Source organism: Cellulomonas sp. P1_G12_2 (assembly GCF_056405535.1).
On sequence record NZ_JBFUBX010000002.1, the window covers coordinates 762,734 to 781,380 of the forward strand.

The window sequence follows — 18,647 nt, forward strand, 5'->3', positions numbered from 1 at the left end:
GAGGAGGCAGTCGTGGCAGCCCTCGACGACCTGACAGCGTCGATCCCGATCGACCAGCTCGCCGCGAAGCTCGGTGTGGACACCGCGACCGCCCAGAGCGCCGTCGCCGCGGCCCTCCCGGCGCTGCTCGGCGGGATCGAGGCGAACGCCCAGGACCCGGCGGGCGCCGCGTCCCTCTCGGCCGCGCTCGGCACCAAGGACCCGGCGCTCGTCGAGGGCGGCGTGGACCTCGACCAGGTGGACACCGACGACGGCGCCAAGATCGTGCGGAACGTCTTCGGCGCGAACCAGGACCAGGTGGTGGCGGCGCTGGGCTCCGACTCGCGCACGCCCGACCAGTCCATCATCGCCAAGGTGCTCCCGATGCTCGCGCCGATCGTCATGGCGTTCCTGGCCAAGCAGCTGGCCGGTCGGTCGGGAGGCGCGCAGGGCGACGCCGGCGGTGGGGGCCTCGGTGACGTGCTCGGGGGAGTGCTCGGTGGCGGAGGCTCCTCGGGCGGCGGGCTCGGCAGCGTCCTCGGGGGGCTGCTCGGTGGCGGCGGCTCCTCGGGCGGGATCGACATCGGCGGGATCCTGGGTGGCCTGCTCGGGGGCGGCAAGCGCTGACCTCCAGGCACACGTAGGGCCCGCGACCGATGACGGTCGCAGGCCCTACGTGCGTGCCGGGTTGCGGAGACCGCGGCGGGTGGTCACGCCAGGGGGAGTCAGCCCTTGACGGACCCGGACATGAGGCCGCCGATGAAGTACTTCCCGAGCAGGATGTACACCAGCAGCGTGGGCAGCGACGCGAGCAGGGCGCCCGCCATCGAGATGCCGTAGTTGGTGAGCAGCGCACCGTTGGCCAGGTTGTTGAGCGCCAGGGTGACCGGGCCGTTCTGGCTGGAGGAGAAGAACACCGCGAAGAGGAAGTCGTTCCACGCCGAGGTGAACTGCCAGATGAGGACCACGACGAAGCTCGGGACCGAGATCGGCAGCACCACCGACCAGTAGGTCCGCAGCATCCCCGCACCGTCCACGCGCGAGGCCTCGACCAGCTCCTCGGGGATGGACATGTAGTAGTTGCGGAAGATCAGCGTCGTGATCGGCAGACCGTAGATGACGTGCAGGATGATCAGCGACGGGACGCCCGAGGGGATCCCGGCACCGAGGATGAGCTGCAGCAGCGGGATCATCACGGCCTGGTAGGGGATGAACATCCCGAACAGGATCAGGGTGAAGACGATGTCCGCACCCCGGAAGCGCCAGCGCGCCAGGACGAAGCCGTTCATCGACCCCAGGAACGAGGAGATGATCGCGGCCGGGATCACCATCTGGAACGTGCGCCACAGCGACGGCGACAGGGCCGTCCAGGCGGCGCTCCAGTTCTCCGTGGTCCACACCTGCGGCAGGTTCCAGGCGCGCGTCGGGGTGGCGTCACCGAGTCCCTTGAAGCTGGTCACAATGAGCACGTAGACCGGGATCAGGACCAGGAGCGTGAAGAAGATGAGCAGCGCGTACTTGGCGGTGCGTCCCTTCGAGAACCGGCTGCGGGTCAGGTCCGCGGCGGGTGCGGCCGGGCGGCCGAGGGGAGCGGTGAGCTCCGCGGGCGTGACGGTGGTCATCAGTGCTTCTCCGTCCGGTTGAGGTGCACCAGGTACGGGATGATGAGCACCGCGACGATGACGAGCAGGATCGCGCCGACGGCTGCGGCGTTCGAGTAGTCGAAGCTCGACTTGAACACGTACATGTCGATGGCCGGCACCTTCGTCTGGTAGTTGGCCGGCTTCGAGATCGACATGATCAGGTCGAACGCCTTGAGCGACATGTGGCCGACGATGATCACGGCGGACAGGGCGACGGGGCTCAGCTGCGGGAAGATCACGTGCCGGTACGTCTGCCAGTTGCTCGCGCCGTCGATCTGCGACGCCTCACGCAGCTCCTCGGGGATGCCGCGGAAGCCGGCCAGGAACAGCGCCATGACGTAGCCGGACAGCTGCCAGATGGCGGGGATCGCGATGGCCGCGATGCCGACGTCGACGTTGTTCCACCAGTTGTTCTGCAGGAACGGCAGGCCGATCATCTGGAACAGCCGGTTGAGGCCGGAGGCGTTCTCGCCCTGGTTGGAGTTGAGCAGCCAGCGCCACACCACGCCCGAGGCGACGAACGAGACCGCCATGGGGAACAGGTAGATGGAGCGGAAGACGCCCTCGAAGCGCACGGGCCGGTCCAGCAGCCACGCCCAGACGAACCCGAAGAACATGGTGCCCACCAGGAAGACGACGGTGTAGATCACCAGGTTCCGCAGCGAGTGCTGGAACTCGTCCGACTGGAACAGCGAGATGTAGTTCTCGAGGCCGACGAAGCTGACGGGGGCCTTGCCGTTGGCCTGCGCCGCGTTGTGGACGTCCTGCATCGACGTGTTCGCGTTCACCGCGAGGAGGCCGTACACGAAGACGCCGAGCAGGATCAATGTCGGCGAGATGAGCAGGAGGGGAGGCCCCCACTTACGGATCTGTCGGGGCACGCGTGCCTCCTGGAGTCGTGACGAGCATTCGGACGGGTCGGGCGGTCGGGTTCAGCCGACCCGGGTCGAGCGGGCGCTGCACGCGGCCCCGCCCCGGCCCTGGGATCGCCAGGGCCGGGGACGGGACCATGTCATGCGGTGAGCCGGATCAGCCGGCGTTCGCCTCGGCGGCCGCGACCAGGTCGGCCTGGAAGCCGGCGAGGTCGCCACCACCGGTGGTGAACTTGCTGGTGGCGTCCGAGATCGCGTTGGCCCAGGCGGCCGGGGCCGCTGCGCCGTGCGCCAGCGAGGAGACGATGGTGTCCTGACCGAAGGACGTCATCGCGGACTGCTGGTACTCCGAGAAGTCCTCGGGCTTGGCGTCGTTGCGGGCCGGGATGGAGCCCTTCGCCTTGTTGAACGCGACCTGGCCGTCGAGCGACCCGATCGTCTTGAGCCACGCCTTGGCGCCGGCCGGGTGCGGGGCCCCGACGGGAAGCGTGAACGAGTCGGCGAGGAAGTCGAAGACGCCGTCGGTGCCGGGGACCGGCATGTAGACGTAGTCGGCGGGAGCCTTCTTGCCGGCCTCCTCGAACGCGGCCACGGCCCAGTCGCCCATGACGTTGAACGCGGCGTTGCCGTCGATGACCTGCTGCGTCGCGTCGGGCCAGTCGAGACCGTCGCGGTCCTCGTTCGTGTAGCTCATGAGCTTCTCGAAGTCGGTGAGCGCGTCGGTGACCTCGGGGCTGGCCCAGTCGGTCGACCCGTCCCAGAGACCGTTGTAGCCGTCGGCGCCCAGGCTGGACAGGAGGATGGTCTCGAACAGGTTGACCTGGGTCCACGTGGTCGCCACCGAGAGCGGCGTGCGACCCGTCTTCTCCTTGACGGCGTCGAGCGCGACGAACCAGTCGTCGAGCGAGGCGTACGTCGCGGCCGGGTCGAGGCCCGAGTCCGTGAGGAGCTGGGTGTTGGCCCAGACGACGTTGGCACGGTGGATGTTCGACGGGATCGAGTAGATCTTGCCGTCGACGGTCAGGCGGTCGACCAGGTCGGCCGGGAACGCGTCGCGCAGGCCGAACTCGTCGTACAGGGCCGAGACGTCCTCGACCTGGCCGGCGTTGATGTAGTCGGTCAGCTCCGCGCCCGCGTGGGCCTGGAACGTGTCCGGCGGGTCGTTGGCCTGCAGGCGCGTCTGGAGCAGGTCCTTGGCTGCGGAGCCGGCGCCACCGGCGACCGCGCCGTTGACGAACGTGACGTCGGGGTTCTGGGTCTCGAACACGCCGACGAGGGCGTCGAGGCCGAGCTTCTCGGACCCGCTGGCCCACCAGGTGAAGACCTCGACCTCGTCGCCGCTGCCGGTTCCGCCGGTCTCGTCATCGCTGCCGCTGCCGGTGCTGCACGCGGCCAGCGCGAGGCTGGCGACGGCGAGACCTGCGGCCATGGCGGTGAACTTGCGTGCTGTACGCATGTGACTCCTACGCCTTCTTTGCCGTGGGTATGGGGTGCTGCTGGCCGGGGGTGGGGTTCCCGCGGCCCGGGGTGCTCGCCCGGCGGAGCGGGAGCGTCTGCCGGACGATCGGTCGGAGGCCCAACGTCGCGCCTCGCCCGATCCGGGTCACATCACATAGCCGGGGCCACATTGAAGTCAAGAAGTGAACACATGAGTGGCCAAATCGTGATCTCGTCTTCACCCGCTGGAGACGCGGGCCTGCCCGGGTGGCGGCAGACCTCCTGGTCTGGGGCATTTCTCCGCCGTCGTCGCAGGTCGGCGTGCGTGAGCGAGCACTCCCGTCGGTCGGCCGCACGCGCGTCGAGGAGGTTCACCCAGGTGCGCGCCTGCCGCTGTGTATCCTGCGCCGGTGGGCAATGACCGGGTCACCCCGGGCTCGCAGACTTCACTGCGTGAAGCCAACCGGGCGCGGATCGTCAGCGCCGTCCAGCAGCGTGGCTCCCTCACGCAGGTCGAGCTGGCCGGCGTCACAGGCCTGTCCCCAGCCACCGTGTCCAACATCGTCAAAGAGCTGACGTCCGCCGGTGTGCTGCACACGGCGCCGACGTCCCGCAGCGGACGCCGGGCCCAGCAGGTGACCCTCGCCCGCAACCTCGGCCTCGTCGCCGGCATGCACTTCGGGACCCGGTCCCTGCGCGTGGCCCTGTCGGACGTCGCCCACCGGATCGTCGCCGAGCAGCGCATGCCGCTGCCCCCCGACCACCGCGCCGACCAGGGCCTCGAGCGCGCGGCCCTCCTGCTCACCGAGATGGTCGACTCGGTCGACGCGACCCTGCCCGAGGTCCTGGCCGTCGGCGTCGGCGTGCCCGCTCCGGTCGACGTGCGCACCGGCCAGCTCTCCTCGCTGGGCATGCTGCGCGGCTGGGACGGCGCACGGGTGCCGCAGATGCTCGGCGAGCGGCTCGGCCTGCCCGTGTACGTCGACAACGACGCCAACCTCGGTGCGCTGGCGGAGGTCCGCCTCGGCGCGGCCCGCGGCAAGCAGCACGTCGTCTACATCCGCGCCTCCCACGGGGTCGGCGGGGGGCTCGTGCTCGGCGGCGAGGTGTTCCACGGCCGGGTCGGCGCCGCCGGCGAGATCGGGCACACGACGATCGACGACCAGGGCCCCGTGTGCCGCTGCGGCAACCGCGGCTGCCTGGAGATGTACGTCGGCGCCCCGGTCCTGCTCGAGATGCTGCGGCCCAGCCACGGCAACCTCACGCTGCGCGACGTGATCGCCCGCGCCGAGGCCGGCGACACCGGGTGCCGGCGCGTCATCGCAGATGCAGGGCACCACCTCGGCGTCGCCGCCGCCAGCGTGTGCAACCTGTTCGACCCCGAGCTCCTGGTGGTCGGCGGGGAGCTGGCGGACGCGGGGGAGCTGCTGCTCGAGCCTCTGCGCATCGCGCTCGCGCAGCGCACGATCCCGAGCACGGCCGGTCCGGTCCCGGTGGTGGGCGCGGAGCTCGGCGCCGCCGCCGAGGTGCGCGGGGCGCTCGCCGTGGCGCTCGACACGGTCACGATCGCCGGCGCCGGGGCGGTGGTCGTATGACCCGCTCGCTGACGGCGGCCCTCGCCGTGGCGCTCGTCCTCGCGGGGTGTGCGGCCGCCCCGACGGACGCGGCCCCCTCCGACCAGGTGATCGCCTTGCTGCTCCCGGAGTCGAAGACCGCGCGGTATGAGGCGGTGGACCGCCCCGAGTTCGAGAAGGTCGTCCACGACCGGTGCCCCGAGTGCACCGTCGTCTACGCCAACGCCGACCAGGACGCCGCCACGCAGCAGCAGCAGGCCGAGTCCGCGCTGACGCAGGGCGCCGGGGTGCTCGTGCTCGACGCCGTCGACGCCGCGGCGGCCGTGAGCATCGTCGGGCAGGCGCACCGCCGGGGGGTGCCGGTCATCGCGTACGACCGGTTCATCTCCGACGCCGACCTCGACTACTACGTCTCGTTCGACAGCCGTCGCATCGGCCGGTACCAGGGTGAGGCGCTCGTGCGCGAGCTGGCGGCCGGCCGGACCGGGCCCGACGATCCGCCCCAGGGCGTCCTCATGGTCAACGGTGCGGCGACCGACCCGAACTCGGCGGCGCTCGAGGCCGGCGTCGCCGACGCGTTCGCCGACGCGCCCATCGAGATCCTGGCCTCGTACGACACCCCCGACTGGAGCCCGGACAAGGCGCAGGAGTGGGTGACGGGGCAGCTCACGCAGTACGCGGGCCGGGTCGACGCCGTCTACGCCGCCAACGACGGGACCGCCGGCGGGGCGATCTCGGCCATGAAGGCCGCCGGGCTGGACCCCGTCCCCCCGGTGACCGGGCAGGACGCGGAGCTGGCGGCGATCCAGCGGATCGTCACCGGCGACCAGTCGATGACCGTCTACAAGGCGATCGGCGGACAGGCGCGCACCGCCGCGGAGCTGGCCGTCCGCGTGCTGCGCGGCGAGGTGCCGGTCACCACCGCCCGCGTCGCCGGTGTGCCCTCCTTGCTGCTCAGCCCCGTGCCCGTGACCCTGGACAATCTGCACCGCGTCATCGTCGACGGCGGCGTCTACACCACCGAGGAGATCTGTGTGGATCCCTACACCGACGCCTGCGCGGCCGCAGGCCTGCTCGACGGAGGGGCGCCGTGAGCGAGCCGATCCTCGCCCTGCGCGCCGTGTCCAAGAGCTACGGGGCGGCGCGCGCCCTCGTCGACGTCGACCTGCAGGTGCACGCCCACGAGGTCGTCGCCGTCATCGGGGACAACGGCGCGGGCAAGTCGACGCTCGTCGGCGCCCTCACCGGAGCGCTCGTCCCGGACACCGGCGACGTCCTGGTCGACGGCCACCCCGTGACGCTCTCGGACCCGTCGGTCGCGCGCGGGCTCGGCGTGGCGGCGGTGTTCCAGGACCTGGCCCTGTGCGCCAACCTCGACGTCGTCGAGAACCTCTACCTCGGGCACGAGGCCGAGCGAGGGCTCCTGCTCGACGAGGTCACCATGGAGAAGCACGCGTGGGAGCTGCTGAACCAGCTCGCCGCGCGCGTGCCGTCGGTGCGGGTACCCGTCGCCGCCCTGTCCGGCGGTCAGCGGCAGGCCGTCGCCATCGCCCGGTCGCTCCTGGGGGAGCCGCGGGTGATCGTCCTCGACGAGCCCACCGCCGCGCTCGGGCTGCGCCAGACGGCGGAGTTCCTCACGCTCGTCGAGCGGCTGCGCGAGCGCGGGCTCGGCGTGGTCCTGACCAGCCACTCCCTGGCCGACGTGCAGGCCGTGGCGGACCGGATCGTCGTGCTCCGGCTCGGTCGCGTCAACGGCGTGTTCGACGCCGCGCGGACCAGCTACGAAGAGCTGCTGGCGGCCGTGACCGGGATCGCCCGATGAGCGCCGTGGTCGCCGACTCGGGCCTCGTCGCGACGACCTGGCGGCGACTGCGCACCGGCGACCTGGGCGTGCTGCCCGTCGCCGTGGTGCTCGTGCTGATCGGGGTCGTGTTCCAGCTGCTCAACCCGCACTTCCTGTCCAGCGACAACCTGGTCAACCTCACGCAGCAGTCGGCCGCCACGGGCGTGATCGCGCTGGGGGTGGTGCTCACCCTGCACGTGGGGCAGATCGACCTGTCGGTCGGCGCAGTCTCCGGGCTGGCCGCCGCCGTCGTGGCCGTGGGCTCGGTGCAGCTGGGCTGGCCGCTGTGGCTCTCGGTCCTCGCCGCGCTCGCGGTCGGGGTGCTCGTCGGGTCCATCTACGCGTCCTTGCACACGCGGCTGGCGGTGCCGAGCTTCGTGTTCACGCTGGCCGGGCTGCTGGTGGTCACGGGGCTGCAGATGCGCGTGCTCGGGCCCACAGGGTCGGTCAACCTGCCGTTCGAGTGGTGGCTGGTGCGGTTCTGCCAGACCGCGTTCCTGGCGCCCGCGACGTCGTGGGCGATCGTCGCGCTCGTCGTCGTCGCGTACGCCGCCGGACGTGCCATGGACCGCGTACGTCGGCTCCGGGTGGAGCTGCCGGTCGCGCCCCTGTGGCAGGTCGTGGCCCGGGTGGTCGCGCTGGCGGCGGTGCTGTCCGTCGTCGTGGCCTACCTCGGCACCAACCGTGGCGTGGGCGCGGTCTTCGCGCTCTTCGTCGGGCTCGTCGCGCTCACCGACCTGCTGCTGCGCCGGACGCGCTGGGGCCGGTTCGTGCGCGCGGTCGGCGGCGACGCCGAGGCCGCCCGCAAGGCCGGTGTTCCCGTGCGACGCGTGTTCATTTCCGCGTTCGTGGCGTGCTCGACGCTCGCCGCGCTCGGTGGGGTGCTCGCGGTCGGTCGCCTCGCGGCGGCGAACCAGGGCAGCGGCGCCGGGGACACCAACCTCACCGCGATCGCGGCAGCCGTCATCGGCGGGACCAGCCTGTTCGGCGGGCGCGGGTCGGCGTGGTCGGCGCTCGTGGGCATCCTCGTCGTGCAGTCGATCTCCACGGGGCTCACCCTGCTGAACCTGGACCAGTCGGCGCGCCTGGTGGTGACCGGCCTGGTGCTGGCCGTCGCGGTCACGATCGACGCGCTACAGCGCCGCGCCCGCGAGTCCTGAGGCCCAACCGGCGCCGGCCGCGGCCCGCCGGCGGGGAGCCGTCAGGTGCGCGTGCAGGCGGTCCCGTTGAGGGCGAAGCTCGTCGGGGGCGTGTTGGTGCCCGTGTAGGCGCCGTTGAGGCCGAACTGGGTGGAGCCGCCCGCGGGGACGGAGCCGTTCCAGGCGGCGTTCTTCGCGGTCACCACCGACCCGGACTGCGTGGTGACCGAGCTCCACGCCTGCGTGACGGTCTGGCCGGACGGGTAGGTCCAGGTCAGCGTCCACCCGTTCAGCGCGACCGCCGACCTGACCGTGATGTTCGCCGTGAAGCCGGTGTTCCACTGGTTCATGGAGTAGGTGACGGTGCAGGCACCTGAGGGCGTGGGTGCGGGCGTCGTGGGTGCCGGCGTCGTCGGGACGGGTGTGGTCGGGGCCGGCGTGGTGGGCGACGGGGTGCTCGTCGTGTCCAGGCCGAAGAAGTGGATCGCGGCGGCCGCGTCCACCGGCAGGTTGTGGCCGACGCCCTGCAGGCTGATCGCCTCGACGGGTGCCCGGTCGCCGGTCGCGCCGTAGCGGGTACGGGTCTGGCCGCTCGCGGGGGAGTCGGTCGACGCCGGCGTCGCGCTGACGCCCAGTACGTTGGTCCACTGCTTGATCGCCTCGCCGAAGTTCACGTAGCTCAGGGTCGTGTCCTCGGACCCGTGCCATAGCTGCACGCGCGGCCGTGCTCCCGTGTAGCCGGGGTAGGCCGCGCGGGCGAGGTCGCCCCACTGCGCTCCGGTCAGCACTCGGCGACCGCCCGAGCAGTCGCTGTTCCAGGGGGCCTGCGACGTGGTGCCGGGCGGCGGCGACGTCGTTGCGAAGCACGTGGCCGGCACGCCCGAGAACGCGGACCCGGCAGCGAACACGTCGGGGTAGGTGGCCAGCAGCACCTCGGTCATCATCGCGCCGGACGAGACGCCCGTGACAAACACGCGGCTGGTATCGGTCGTGTACTGCTGCTGCACGTGCCGGACCATCGACACGATGCTCGTCGGGTCGCTGGCGCCGCCGTGCGTCAGGGCCCCCGACGAGCTGACGTCGAAGCAGCTGCCGCTCCGGTTGGCCTGCGGGTAGACGACGATGTAGCCGTACCGGGTGGCCAGCTCGTCGAACTGCCCCCCGTCGTAGATTGCCTGGGCGGACCCGGTGCACCAGTGCACGACCACGAGCACCGCGGGCTTGGCCGGCAGCGAGTCCGGCACGAACAGGCTCATGCCGAGCTGGCCGGGGTTGCTGCCGAAGCTCGGGACGCTGACCAGCGACGCGGCCTGCGCGGCCGGTGCGGTGGTCAGCGCGGCGGCCGCGAGACCGAGCACGCCGAGGGCGAGGGTGGTGGCGGCCGCGACGGTGCGGCGCAGGGACGGCTTCATCCCCGGAGCGTGCCCGACCGCCGTCCCCCGAGGTCAGGGCACGAAGCGTTTAGCGAAAGACGATGGTCCGGTGCCCGTCGAGGAGCACCCGGTGCTCCGCGTGCCATCGGACGGCACGGGCCAGGGCGCGGCGCTCGACGTCCTGCCCCAGGGCGACCAGGTCCTCGACGTGGCGGCTGTGGTCGACGCGCTCGACGTCCTGCTCGATGATCGGGCCCTCGTCGAGGTCCCCGGTGACGTAGTGCGCGGTGGCGCCGATGAGCTTGACGCCCCGGTCGTGGGCCTGCGCGTACGGGCGGGCGCCCTTGAACGACGGCAGGAACGAGTGGTGGATGTTGATCACGCGGCCCTGCAGGGCCCGGCACAGGTCGTCGGACAGGATCTGCATGTAGCGCGCCAGCACGACCAGCTCGACGTCGAGCTCGCGGACCAGCTCGAGCAGGCGCGCCTCGGCCTGCGCCTTGGTCGCCGCGGTGACGGGCACGTGGTGGAACGGGATGCCGTAGAAGTCGGCCAGCGGCTCCAGGACCGTGTGGTTGGACACCACCGCGACGAGCTCGATCGGCAGGTTCTCCGAGCGCTGGCGGAACGCGAGGTCGTTCAGGCAGTGCGCGGCGGTCGAGCCCATGACGAGCGTGCGGACCGGCCGGCCCACCACGTCGAGCGACCAGTCCATGGCGAACTGCCGCGCGACCGGCGCGAACGCGGCCTCGAGCTCGTCGCGCGGCGTCGACGCGGTGACCTGCACCCGCATGAAGAACAGCCCGGACAGCGGGTCCCCGAACTGCTGGGACTCGGTGATGTTCCCCCCGTGCTCAGCCAGCAGCCCGGCGACCGCGTGGACGATCCCGGGGCGGTCGGGGCAGGAGAGGGTAAGAACCCAGTGCGTGGCTTCAGAGGAGACGGGGGACACGGTGTCCGAGAGTAGTGGTCGTGCGGATCGGCTGACACGATGGGCCGCATGACGCAGCCCGACCTCGAGATCCGTTCGGTGACCGTCGACGACGCCGGTGAGCTGCTCACGCTGCGTCGCGCGGCGTTCGTCACGGAGGCCCAGCAGTACGGAGACCCGCACATCCCCCCGCTCACGCAGACGCTCGAGGAGCTCGAGGCGGACCTGCAGCGCGACGGCGTCATCACGCTCGGCGGCTGGTACGGGCACCGGCTGGTCGGCTCGATCCGGATGCTCATCGAGGGCACCAAGGCCACGCTCGGCCGGTTCGCCGTGGCTCCCGACCTGCAGGGTCAGGGGTTCGGCACCCAGATGCTCATGGCGATCCTGCCGCACCTGCCCGAGGGCATCGAGGAGGTCTGGGTGTTCACCGGCCGCGACTCGGTGCAGAACCTCGCGCTCTACGCCAAGCACGGGTACGAGCACCAGCACGACCAGACGGCCGGCGACCTGACGTACGCGTACCTGCGCAAGATCCTCGGTGATGGGTCCGACGAGGCCTGAGCCTTGGTAGCCTCTACCCGTCGCGACTGGCGCAGCGGGTGGGTCACCACCGGGGAGCGACGCAGCAGCAGACCAACGGGTCGGACGCCTGGGCCCCCGGTCACCACACACGAGTGTGCGGGTGCCGGACGCGCGCGTACACGCTGACTGCGAAGGAGTGCCATGAGCATCCCCCTGATGGACCAGAACATCTCCCAGCTGGACCCCGAGATCGCCGCCGTCCTCGACGGTGAGCTCGCCCGCCAGCAGGGCACGCTCGAGATGATCGCGAGCGAGAACTTCGTGCCGCGGGCCGTCCTGCAGGCGCAGGGCTCCGTGCTCACCAACAAGTACGCCGAGGGCTACCCCGGCCGCCGCTACTACGGCGGCTGCGAGCAGGTCGACATCGCGGAGAACATCGCGATCGCCCGCGCCAAGGCCCTGTTCGGTGCCGAGCACGCCAACGTCCAGCCCCACTCGGGCGCCACGGCCAACGCGGCTGTGCTGCACGCTCTGATCAACGCGGGCGACAAGATCCTCGGCCTCGAGCTGGCCCACGGCGGCCACCTCACGCACGGCATGAAGATCAACTTCTCCGGCAAGCTCTACGAGGTCGGCGCGTACGGCGTGGACCCGCAGACGTTCCTGGTGGACATGGACGTCGTGCGCGAGAAGGCGCTCGAGCAGCGTCCCGACGTGATCATCGGCGGCTGGTCCGCGTACCCGCGCCAGCTCGACTTCGCGGCGTTCCGGTCGATCGCCGACGAGGTGGGCGCCAAGCTCTGGGTCGACATGGCGCACTTCGCCGGCCTGGTGGCCGCCGGCCTGCACCCGAACCCGGTGCCGCACTCCGACGTGGTGTCCTCCACGGTGCACAAGACGATCGGCGGCCCCCGCTCCGGCTTCATCCTGAGCCGTGAGGAGTACGCGAAGAAGATCGACTCGGCCGTGTTCCCCGGCCAGCAGGGTGGCCCCCTCATGCACGTGATCGCCGCCAAGGCCGTCGCGTTCAAGGTCGCGGCCACCGACGACTTCAAGGACCGCCAGCAGCGCACCATCGACGGCGCCCGGCTCATCGCCGAGCGCCTGTCCGCGCCGGACGTGGCGAAGGCCGGCGTCTCGGTGCTCACCGGCGGCACCGACGTGCACCTGGTGCTCGTCGACCTGCGGCACTCCGACCTCGACGGCCAGCAGGCGGAGGACCTCCTGCACTCCGCCGGCATCACCGTGAACCGCAACGCGGTGCCGTTCGACCCGCGCCCCCCGCGCGTCACCTCCGGCCTGCGCATCGGCACGCCGGCGCTGGCCACGCGCGGCTTCGGCGACGCCGAGTTCACGGAGGTCGCCGACATCATCGCGACCGCCCTGATCAACGGTGCCTCGACCGACCTCGACGCGCTCAAGGCCCGGGTGCTCAAGCTCACCGACGCGTTCCCGCTGTACTCCGACCTGCAGCAGTACTGATGACGGCGCAGCTCCTCGACGGGACCGCGACCGCGGCCCGGATCAAGGCTGAGCTGACCGAACGCGTCGCGGCGCTCGCGGCGCGGTCGGTCACGCCCGGGCTGGGCACGCTGCTCGTCGGCGACGACCCCGGCTCGCGCTGGTACGTGGCCGGCAAGCACAAGGACTGCGCCGAGGTCGGCATCGCCTCGATCCGGGAGGACCTGCCGGCCACGGCCACGCAGGACGAGATCGAGGCGGCGGTCCGGCGGCTGAACGAGGACCCGGAGTGCACCGGGTTCATCGTCCAGCTGCCGCTGCCGAAGGGCATCGACACCAACCGGGTGCTGGAGCTCGTCGACCCCGACAAGGACGCCGACGGCCTGCACCCGACCAACCTCGGTCGCCTGGTGCTCCGGGTCAACGAGCCGGTCACGTCCCCGCTGCCGTGCACGCCGCGCGGCATCATCGACCTGCTGCTCCGGCACGACATCGACCTGCGCGGTGCGGACGTCGTCATCGTCGGACGCGGGGTCACCGTCGGGCGCTCGATCGGGCTGCTGCTCACGCGTCGGGAGATCAACGCGACCGTGACGCTCACCCACACGGGCACCGAGGACCTCGCCGAGCACACCCGGAACGCCGACGTCGTCATCGCGGCGGCCGGCGTCCCGGGGATCATCACGGCCGACATCATCAAGCCCGGCGCGGTCGTCATCGACGTCGGCGTCTCGCGGTCCACCGACCCGGAGACGGGCAAGAGCCGCGTCGTCGGCGACGTCGACCCCGGGGTGCGCGAGGTGGCCTCGTGGGTGTCACCGAACCCGGGCGGGGTCGGGCCGATGACGCGGGCGATGCTGCTGACCAACGTCGTGGAGACGGCGGAGCGACTCCTGGGCTGAGTTCTGCCCCGACCGGGGCCAGGCTGTCCTTGTGACGGCCGGCCCCGGTCGTCGGAGAGGAGCCCTGTCATGGGCATCGTCCGTCCGCACCTCTGGTTCGACGACCAAGCCGTGCCGGCCGCGCAGTTCTACGCGTCGGTGATCCCGCGCACGACGATCCACTCCGTCGTGACAGCACCGCCCGGCACGCCCGGCCTCGCCGAGGGTGCCGAGTTCATCGTGGAGCTGACGATCGACGGCATGCGCACGACGTTCCTCAACGGTGGCCCGCACTTCACGCTCGACGAGGCCTTCTCGTTCGTCCTGGACTGTCAGGACCAGGCTGAGGTCGACCACTACTGGGAGGTCCTGACCGCCGACGGCGGCCGACCGAGCCAGTGCGGCTGGCTCGTCGACAAGTTCGGCGTCTCGTGGCAGGTGGTCCCCGTCCAGCTCGACGACGTGATGTCGCGTCCCGACGCCGAGGGGGTCGCTCGCGCGATGGCGGTCATGCTCACCATGGGCAAGCTGGACATCGATGCCCTCGAAGCGGCTTACGCGGGCACGTGATCGAGACGCGGCCGGAGCTGTCCGTGGTCTGGGGTTGGATGGTCCGGTGCTGACCATCGCGAGCGTGAACGTCAACGGCATCCGGGCCGCCTACAAGCGGGGAATGGGTGCCTGGTTGGAGGCCCGCAACCCGGACGTGGTGCTCCTGCAGGAGGTCCGTGCGTCGGACGAGATCCTGGCGGACCACCTGCCGGCGGGGGAGTGGCACCTGGCGCACGAGGCCAGCGAGACCAAGGGCCGCGCGGGCGTCGCCATCGCGAGCAGGCTGCCGATGACGGCGGTCCGGATCGGCCTGAAGACGGGCGTGACGGGGGACTCCGGCCGCTGGGTCGAGGCGGACCTGGAGCTGCCCGCGCACGAGGGCGCACCCGCACGGAGCATCACGGTGGTGTCCACCTACCTGCACTCCGCCACCGCGGGGATGCCGTCGATGGACGAGAAGTACGCGTTCCTCGACCACGTCACCGGACGGCTGGCCGACATCGCGGAGCAGGGCGGCTACGCGGTCGTCGCGGGGGACGTGAACATCGCGCACCGCGAGGCCGACATCAGGAACTGGAAGGGCAACCTCAAGTCCGCGGGCTTCCTGCCGCGCGAGCGCGCCTACCTCGACCGGTGGTTCGACGACCTCGGCTGGCACGACCTCGGCCGCGAGCTCGGCGGTGAGGGGCCGGGACCGTTCACGTGGTGGTCCTGGCGCGGCAAGGCGTTCGACAACGACGCGGGCTGGCGCATCGACTACCAGCTGGCGACGCCGGACCTCGCTGACGCCGCAGTCCGCGCAACCGTGGACCGCGCAGCGACGTACGCGGAGCGGTTCTCCGACCACGCCCCTGTGGTGGTCGAGTACGACCTCTGACCGGTCCGCACGGAGCGGGCGCGGCGCTCCTTCCGGACCACGCGGCGGGCGTTCCCCGCTGGCTACGGTGGTCGGGTGACGAGCGCGCCGTGGACCGGACCGCCCTGGGGGCGCGTCCGGCCGGGCTGGGTCGTCGTCCCCGCGACCTTCCTCGCACTGGTCACGGTCCTCGGCTGCGCGGCCGCCAGCCGGCGGCATCCGCAGGCCAGGGCGTTCGACCTCCTCGCCGCGGTGCTCCTCCTGCTCGCTCCCGCCGGCCTCGTCGCGGTGGTGCAGCGCGGACCGGTCGCGGTGCTCGGCGCGGTGCTCGCGGTCGCCGGTCCGCTGACCTACCTGGCGCTCGGCTACGAGCCGGGACCGGTGCTCGTGCCGCTGGCCTTCGTGGTGGTGGCCCTGGGCGCGACGCGGCAGCGGTGGCTCTCCTGGGGCGCGGGCACCGCCGGTGCCGTCGGTGTCGCGGTGCTCGCGGCGACGACCCCGTCCCCGAGCCCGGTCTACGCCACTCTCGCGGTGACCGGGCTCCTCGTCGCGATGCTCGTGGGGGAGGGCGCGCGCGGCCGCGGGGAGCGGATGCAGGCGCTGCGGGCGGCGCAGCTGTCCCGGCAGGAGTCGGCGGTCGCGGCCGAGCGGTTGCGGATCGCCCGGGAGCTGCACGACGTGCTGGCGCACTCGTTGTCGGGGATCACCGTGCAGGCCGGGGTGGGCCTGCACCTGATGGAGCGGGAGCCGGAGGCCGCTCGGCGCGCGCTCGTCGAGATCCGGGAGGCCAGCCGGGACGCCCTCGACGAGGTCCGGGACGTGCTGGGCGTGCTGCGCGCGGACGGTGAGGCCCCGCGGGAGCCGGCGCGGACCAGGAGCCTCCAGGGTCTGGTGGACCGGGCGCGCGACGACGGCCTGCGCATCGAGGCGGACGGGCTCGACGCGCAGGTCGGCGACCAGGTCGGCACGGTGGTGCTCCGCACCCTCCAGGAGGCGCTCACCAACGTCCGTCGGCACGCTCCCGGTGCATCCGTGCAGGTCAGCCTGGCTGTGGGCGAGACGGTGGTGCTCGACGTCCGGGACGACGGACCCCCCGTCGGCACGCTGGTCGAGGGGTACGGGCTGCGCGGCATGCGCGAGCGGGCGGAGGCCCTCGGCGGCACGCTGACCGCTGCGTCCGGGCCGACCGGCTTCCACGTCCGGCTGGAGGTCCCGCGGTGATCCGGGTGCTGCTGGCCGACGACCAGGGGCTGGTCCGAGGTGGCTTCCGTGCCCTCATCGACGCCGAGCCGGACATGACCGTGGTCGGCGAGGCGGTCACGGGCGACGACGCGGTCCGGCTCGCGCTCGAGCTCCTGCCCGACGTCGTGCTCATGGACATCCGCATGCCGGGTACGGACGGTCTGACCGCGACGCGCCGCATCGTCGACGACCCGCGCGCCGCGCGGGTGCGGGTGGTCGTGGTGACCACGTTCGAGCTGGACGAGTACGTGGCCGAGGCGATCCGCGGGGGAGCGTCGGGCTTCCTGGTCAAGGACACCGAGCCGGCCGCCTCCTGCGGGCCGTGCGCGTGGTGGCGGCCGGTGATGCGCTCCTGTCGCCGACGGTCACGCGCCGGCTGCTGGCCACCGTCGCGCGGGCGACGCGGGAGGTCGCGGAGCCGGCCGCCCTCTCCAACCTCACCCCCCGCGAGCGCGAGGTGCTCGTGCTCGTCGCCGAAGGGCTGTCCAACGACCAGATCGGCGCGCGGCTCTTCCTGAGCCCGCTCACCGTCAAGACGCACGTGCTCCGGGCGGGCACGAAGCTCGGCGCCCGCGACCGTGCGCAGCTCGTGGTCGTGGCCTACGAGTCCGGGCTGGTGCGCCCCGGCTGGTCCGCCTGACTCCGCTCGGAGCGACCACGACGCTCCGGGGGGACGACGACGGGCGGTCGGTGCCCGAGCGACGGTGGTGGTGCGGTCGACGGTCGGCCGCCGCGTCCTCGGAGGTCGTCATGCTCACCACGCTCGTGTCCCACCCCGTCGGCTACGGCTGGGGGTGGGGACCCGGACCCTGGTTCCTGCTCGTCCCCCTGTTCTGGTTCGGCCTGATCGCCGTGCTCTTCGCCCTGGGTGGCCGCCGCCGCCGGCGCTACTGGGCGGGCTGGGACGGCCAGCGCGACGGGGGAGGCGCACGGACCGTGCTCGCCGAGCGCTACGCCCGCGGGGAGATCGACGAGACCGAGTACCGGGCACGCCTCGAGGTGCTGCTCGCCGCGGAGGGGCCCGCGCGCTGAGGTCAGGCCTCCGTCGCGTCTGCCTGCGGGTCGGCCGAGACGGGGGCGCCCGGCAGGTCGCGCATGCCCAGGAGCGGCGAGACCACGACGGGCACCGCGGCGAGCGCCATGATCCCGACCGACACCCAGAGCGTCGGGAGCACGCCCAGGTGCGTGCCGAGCCAGCCGCCGAGCAGGCCACCGATCGGCATCGAGCCCCACACGATGAACCGCACGGACGCGTTCATGCGACCGAGCAGCGGCGGCGGGCACACGCGCTGGCGGAAGCTCACCTGGGCCACGTTGTAGACGATGACGGCGAACCCGAACGCGGCGCCACCGGCGATGAGCAGCGGTGCGGCCGGGACCACCCCGGTGGACGCCAGGGGCATCAGTGCGGAGGCGGGTGCCATGACCAGCGCGGAGAGGGGGATGATCCGGCCCTCGCCGATCCACTGCGCGAGCCGGCCCGCGACCACGGCTCCGAGCAGCCCGCCGATCGCGCCGGCGGAGACGATCGCGCCCCACGTGGCGGTGCCCAGGTCGAGCGTGCGCAGCACGTAGATCACGGTGACCGCACCGGCGAGCGACCCCGCGAAGTTGCCCAGCGAGGTGCATGCGACGATCCGGCGCAGGTACGGCTCGTGCAGGACGAACCGCAGTCCCTCGGCGATCTCGACCTTCAGCGGCCGGCGCGTGCTGGGGTGCGGGGGCGTCTCGACGTGCCGGATGCGGCCGACGGCGAACGCCGAGACCAGGTACGTGACCACGGTGACCGCGATGAGTGCGGGCGCGGTGATCACCCGGAGCAGCAGACCGCCGAGCGCGGGGGCGGCCACCTGCGCGACCGAGGCCGTGGCCTGCAGCTTCGAGTTGCCCTCGACCAGGTGCTCGAGGCCGACCAGTCCTGGGATGTAGCTCTGGTGCGACACGTCGAAGAACACCGTGGCGGCGCTGATGACCAGGGCGGCGACGACGAGCAACGGGATCGACGCGTGCCCGGTGGCTGCGGTCACCACGACCGCGGCGAGCACGGTGGCGCGCACGAGGTCCGCCACGATGAGCACCCGGCGCTTGCGCATCCGGTCCACCCAGGCGCCCGCGGGCAGCCCGATCACCAGGAACGCGGCGTACTCGGCGGCGGTGAGGACGCCCATCTCCCACTCGGTCGCGGCCAGCTGCTGGACCGCGAAGATCGGCAGCGCCAGGGCGGTCAGCTGCGCCCCCAGCTGGCCGAGGGCGTCGCCCGTCCAGAGTCGGCGGAAGTCCGGGTGGTGCACCAACGAGCGGGGGCGCTCGGGTGCGACAGTGGTGCGGTCGGTGCTCAT

The 18,647-nt window shown here is 72.1% G+C and carries 18 protein-coding genes, 1 pseudogene and 1 riboswitch; of the genes and pseudogenes, 13 read left to right on the forward strand and 6 right to left on the reverse strand.

Translation table 11 applies throughout. The features are described from left to right. Positions 1-12 precede the first annotated feature (12 nt). Entirely contained in the window at positions 13-606 is a 594-nt protein-coding gene (locus tag AC1DXT_RS11665) for a DUF937 domain-containing protein (RefSeq protein ID WP_477061476.1), read from the forward strand. Positions 607-704: 98 nt separating this feature from the next. Here AC1DXT_RS11665 and AC1DXT_RS11670 read toward each other — a convergent pair whose 3' ends face one another. From AC1DXT_RS11670 to AC1DXT_RS11680, 3 genes are all read right to left on the reverse strand, one after another. Continuing rightward, positions 705-1,601: a carbohydrate ABC transporter permease gene (locus AC1DXT_RS11670; protein WP_477061477.1), complete on the reverse strand. Its 897-nt coding sequence runs from the start codon at positions 1,599-1,601 to the stop codon at positions 705-707. After that, positions 1,601-2,503, reverse strand: coding sequence for a carbohydrate ABC transporter permease (locus AC1DXT_RS11675; protein ID WP_477061478.1), 903 nt, complete (start codon positions 2,501-2,503; stop codon positions 1,601-1,603). The genes AC1DXT_RS11670 and AC1DXT_RS11675 overlap by 1 nt, the downstream gene beginning before the upstream one ends. Before the next feature lie 148 nt (positions 2,504-2,651). Next, positions 2,652-3,950: an ABC transporter substrate-binding protein gene (locus tag AC1DXT_RS11680; protein ID WP_477061479.1), complete on the reverse strand. Its 1,299-nt coding sequence runs from the start codon at positions 3,948-3,950 to the stop codon at positions 2,652-2,654. 391 nt (positions 3,951-4,341) lie between these two features. Between AC1DXT_RS11680 and AC1DXT_RS11685 the strand changes: the two genes are divergently transcribed. From AC1DXT_RS11685 to AC1DXT_RS11700, 4 genes are read left to right on the forward strand one after another with little or no spacing between them, the layout of a single operon-like run. Then, on the forward strand, positions 4,342-5,526 hold the full coding sequence (locus AC1DXT_RS11685) for an ROK family transcriptional regulator (RefSeq protein WP_477061480.1): 1,185 nt from the start codon (positions 4,342-4,344) through the stop codon (positions 5,524-5,526). Next, the gene (locus tag AC1DXT_RS11690) at positions 5,523-6,599 is read left to right on the forward strand and encodes a substrate-binding domain-containing protein (protein WP_477061481.1); all 1,077 of its coding nucleotides are present in this window, start codon (positions 5,523-5,525) and stop codon (positions 6,597-6,599) included. Before AC1DXT_RS11685 ends, AC1DXT_RS11690 begins: the two co-directional genes overlap by 4 nt. Further along, positions 6,596-7,327: an ATP-binding cassette domain-containing protein gene (locus tag AC1DXT_RS11695; protein ID WP_477061482.1), complete on the forward strand. Its 732-nt coding sequence runs from the start codon at positions 6,596-6,598 to the stop codon at positions 7,325-7,327. Before AC1DXT_RS11690 ends, AC1DXT_RS11695 begins: the two co-directional genes overlap by 4 nt. Then, positions 7,324-8,508 carry a sugar ABC transporter permease gene (locus AC1DXT_RS11700; RefSeq protein WP_477061483.1) on the forward strand — a complete coding sequence of 395 codons (1,185 nt, stop codon included), beginning with the start codon at positions 7,324-7,326 and terminating at the stop codon, positions 8,506-8,508. The genes AC1DXT_RS11695 and AC1DXT_RS11700 overlap by 4 nt, the downstream gene beginning before the upstream one ends. Before the next feature lie 41 nt (positions 8,509-8,549). Here the strand turns inward: AC1DXT_RS11700 and AC1DXT_RS11705 are convergent, their stop codons facing one another. Both AC1DXT_RS11705 and purU read right to left on the reverse strand, forming a co-directional pair. Continuing rightward, positions 8,550-9,899: an extracellular catalytic domain type 1 short-chain-length polyhydroxyalkanoate depolymerase gene (locus AC1DXT_RS11705; protein ID WP_477061484.1), complete on the reverse strand. Its 1,350-nt coding sequence runs from the start codon at positions 9,897-9,899 to the stop codon at positions 8,550-8,552. Between the two features lie 49 nt (positions 9,900-9,948). Continuing rightward, positions 9,949-10,812 (reverse strand): formyltetrahydrofolate deformylase, encoded by an 864-nt coding sequence (purU, locus tag AC1DXT_RS11710; RefSeq protein WP_477061485.1) that lies wholly within the window; start codon positions 10,810-10,812, stop codon positions 9,949-9,951. Positions 10,813-10,860: 48 nt separating this feature from the next. Here purU and AC1DXT_RS11715 point away from each other — a divergent pair, with 48 nt between their 5' ends. From AC1DXT_RS11715 to AC1DXT_RS11750, 8 genes and pseudogenes are all read left to right on the forward strand, one after another. Continuing rightward, positions 10,861-11,355 (forward strand): GNAT family N-acetyltransferase, encoded by a 495-nt coding sequence (locus AC1DXT_RS11715; protein ID WP_477061486.1) that lies wholly within the window; start codon positions 10,861-10,863, stop codon positions 11,353-11,355. A 12-nt stretch (positions 11,356-11,367) separates the two neighbouring features. Continuing rightward, positions 11,368-11,456: riboswitch (ZMP/ZTP riboswitch) on the forward strand. A gap of 61 nt (positions 11,457-11,517) precedes the next feature. Then, entirely contained in the window at positions 11,518-12,798 is a 1,281-nt protein-coding gene (gene glyA, locus AC1DXT_RS11720; protein ID WP_477061487.1) for a serine hydroxymethyltransferase, read from the forward strand. Then, positions 12,798-13,679: a bifunctional methylenetetrahydrofolate dehydrogenase/methenyltetrahydrofolate cyclohydrolase gene (locus tag AC1DXT_RS11725; protein WP_477061488.1), complete on the forward strand. Its 882-nt coding sequence runs from the start codon at positions 12,798-12,800 to the stop codon at positions 13,677-13,679. Before glyA ends, AC1DXT_RS11725 begins: the two co-directional genes overlap by 1 nt. A 69-nt stretch (positions 13,680-13,748) precedes the next feature. After that, entirely contained in the window at positions 13,749-14,228 is a 480-nt protein-coding gene (locus AC1DXT_RS11730; protein ID WP_477061489.1) for a VOC family protein, read from the forward strand. Between the two features lie 46 nt (positions 14,229-14,274). Continuing rightward, a complete protein-coding gene (locus AC1DXT_RS11735; RefSeq protein ID WP_477061490.1) occupies positions 14,275-15,087 on the forward strand; it encodes an exodeoxyribonuclease III in 813 nt (270 codons plus the stop codon). Positions 15,088-15,162: 75 nt separating this feature from the next. Beyond that, on the forward strand, positions 15,163-16,287 hold the full coding sequence (locus AC1DXT_RS11740; protein ID WP_477061491.1) for a sensor histidine kinase: 1,125 nt from the start codon (positions 15,163-15,165) through the stop codon (positions 16,285-16,287). Beyond that, positions 16,284-16,948: pseudogene (locus AC1DXT_RS11745) on the forward strand (response regulator). Before AC1DXT_RS11740 ends, AC1DXT_RS11745 begins: the two are co-directional and overlap by 4 nt. A gap of 110 nt (positions 16,949-17,058) precedes the next feature. Continuing rightward, complete coding sequence (locus AC1DXT_RS11750) at positions 17,059-17,340, forward strand: SHOCT domain-containing protein (RefSeq protein ID WP_477061492.1); 282 nt, start codon at positions 17,059-17,061, stop codon at positions 17,338-17,340. A 2-nt stretch (positions 17,341-17,342) separates the two neighbouring features. Here the strand turns inward: AC1DXT_RS11750 and AC1DXT_RS11755 are convergent, their stop codons facing one another. Beyond that, entirely contained in the window at positions 17,343-18,647 is a 1,305-nt protein-coding gene (locus AC1DXT_RS11755; RefSeq protein ID WP_477061493.1) for an MFS transporter, read from the reverse strand.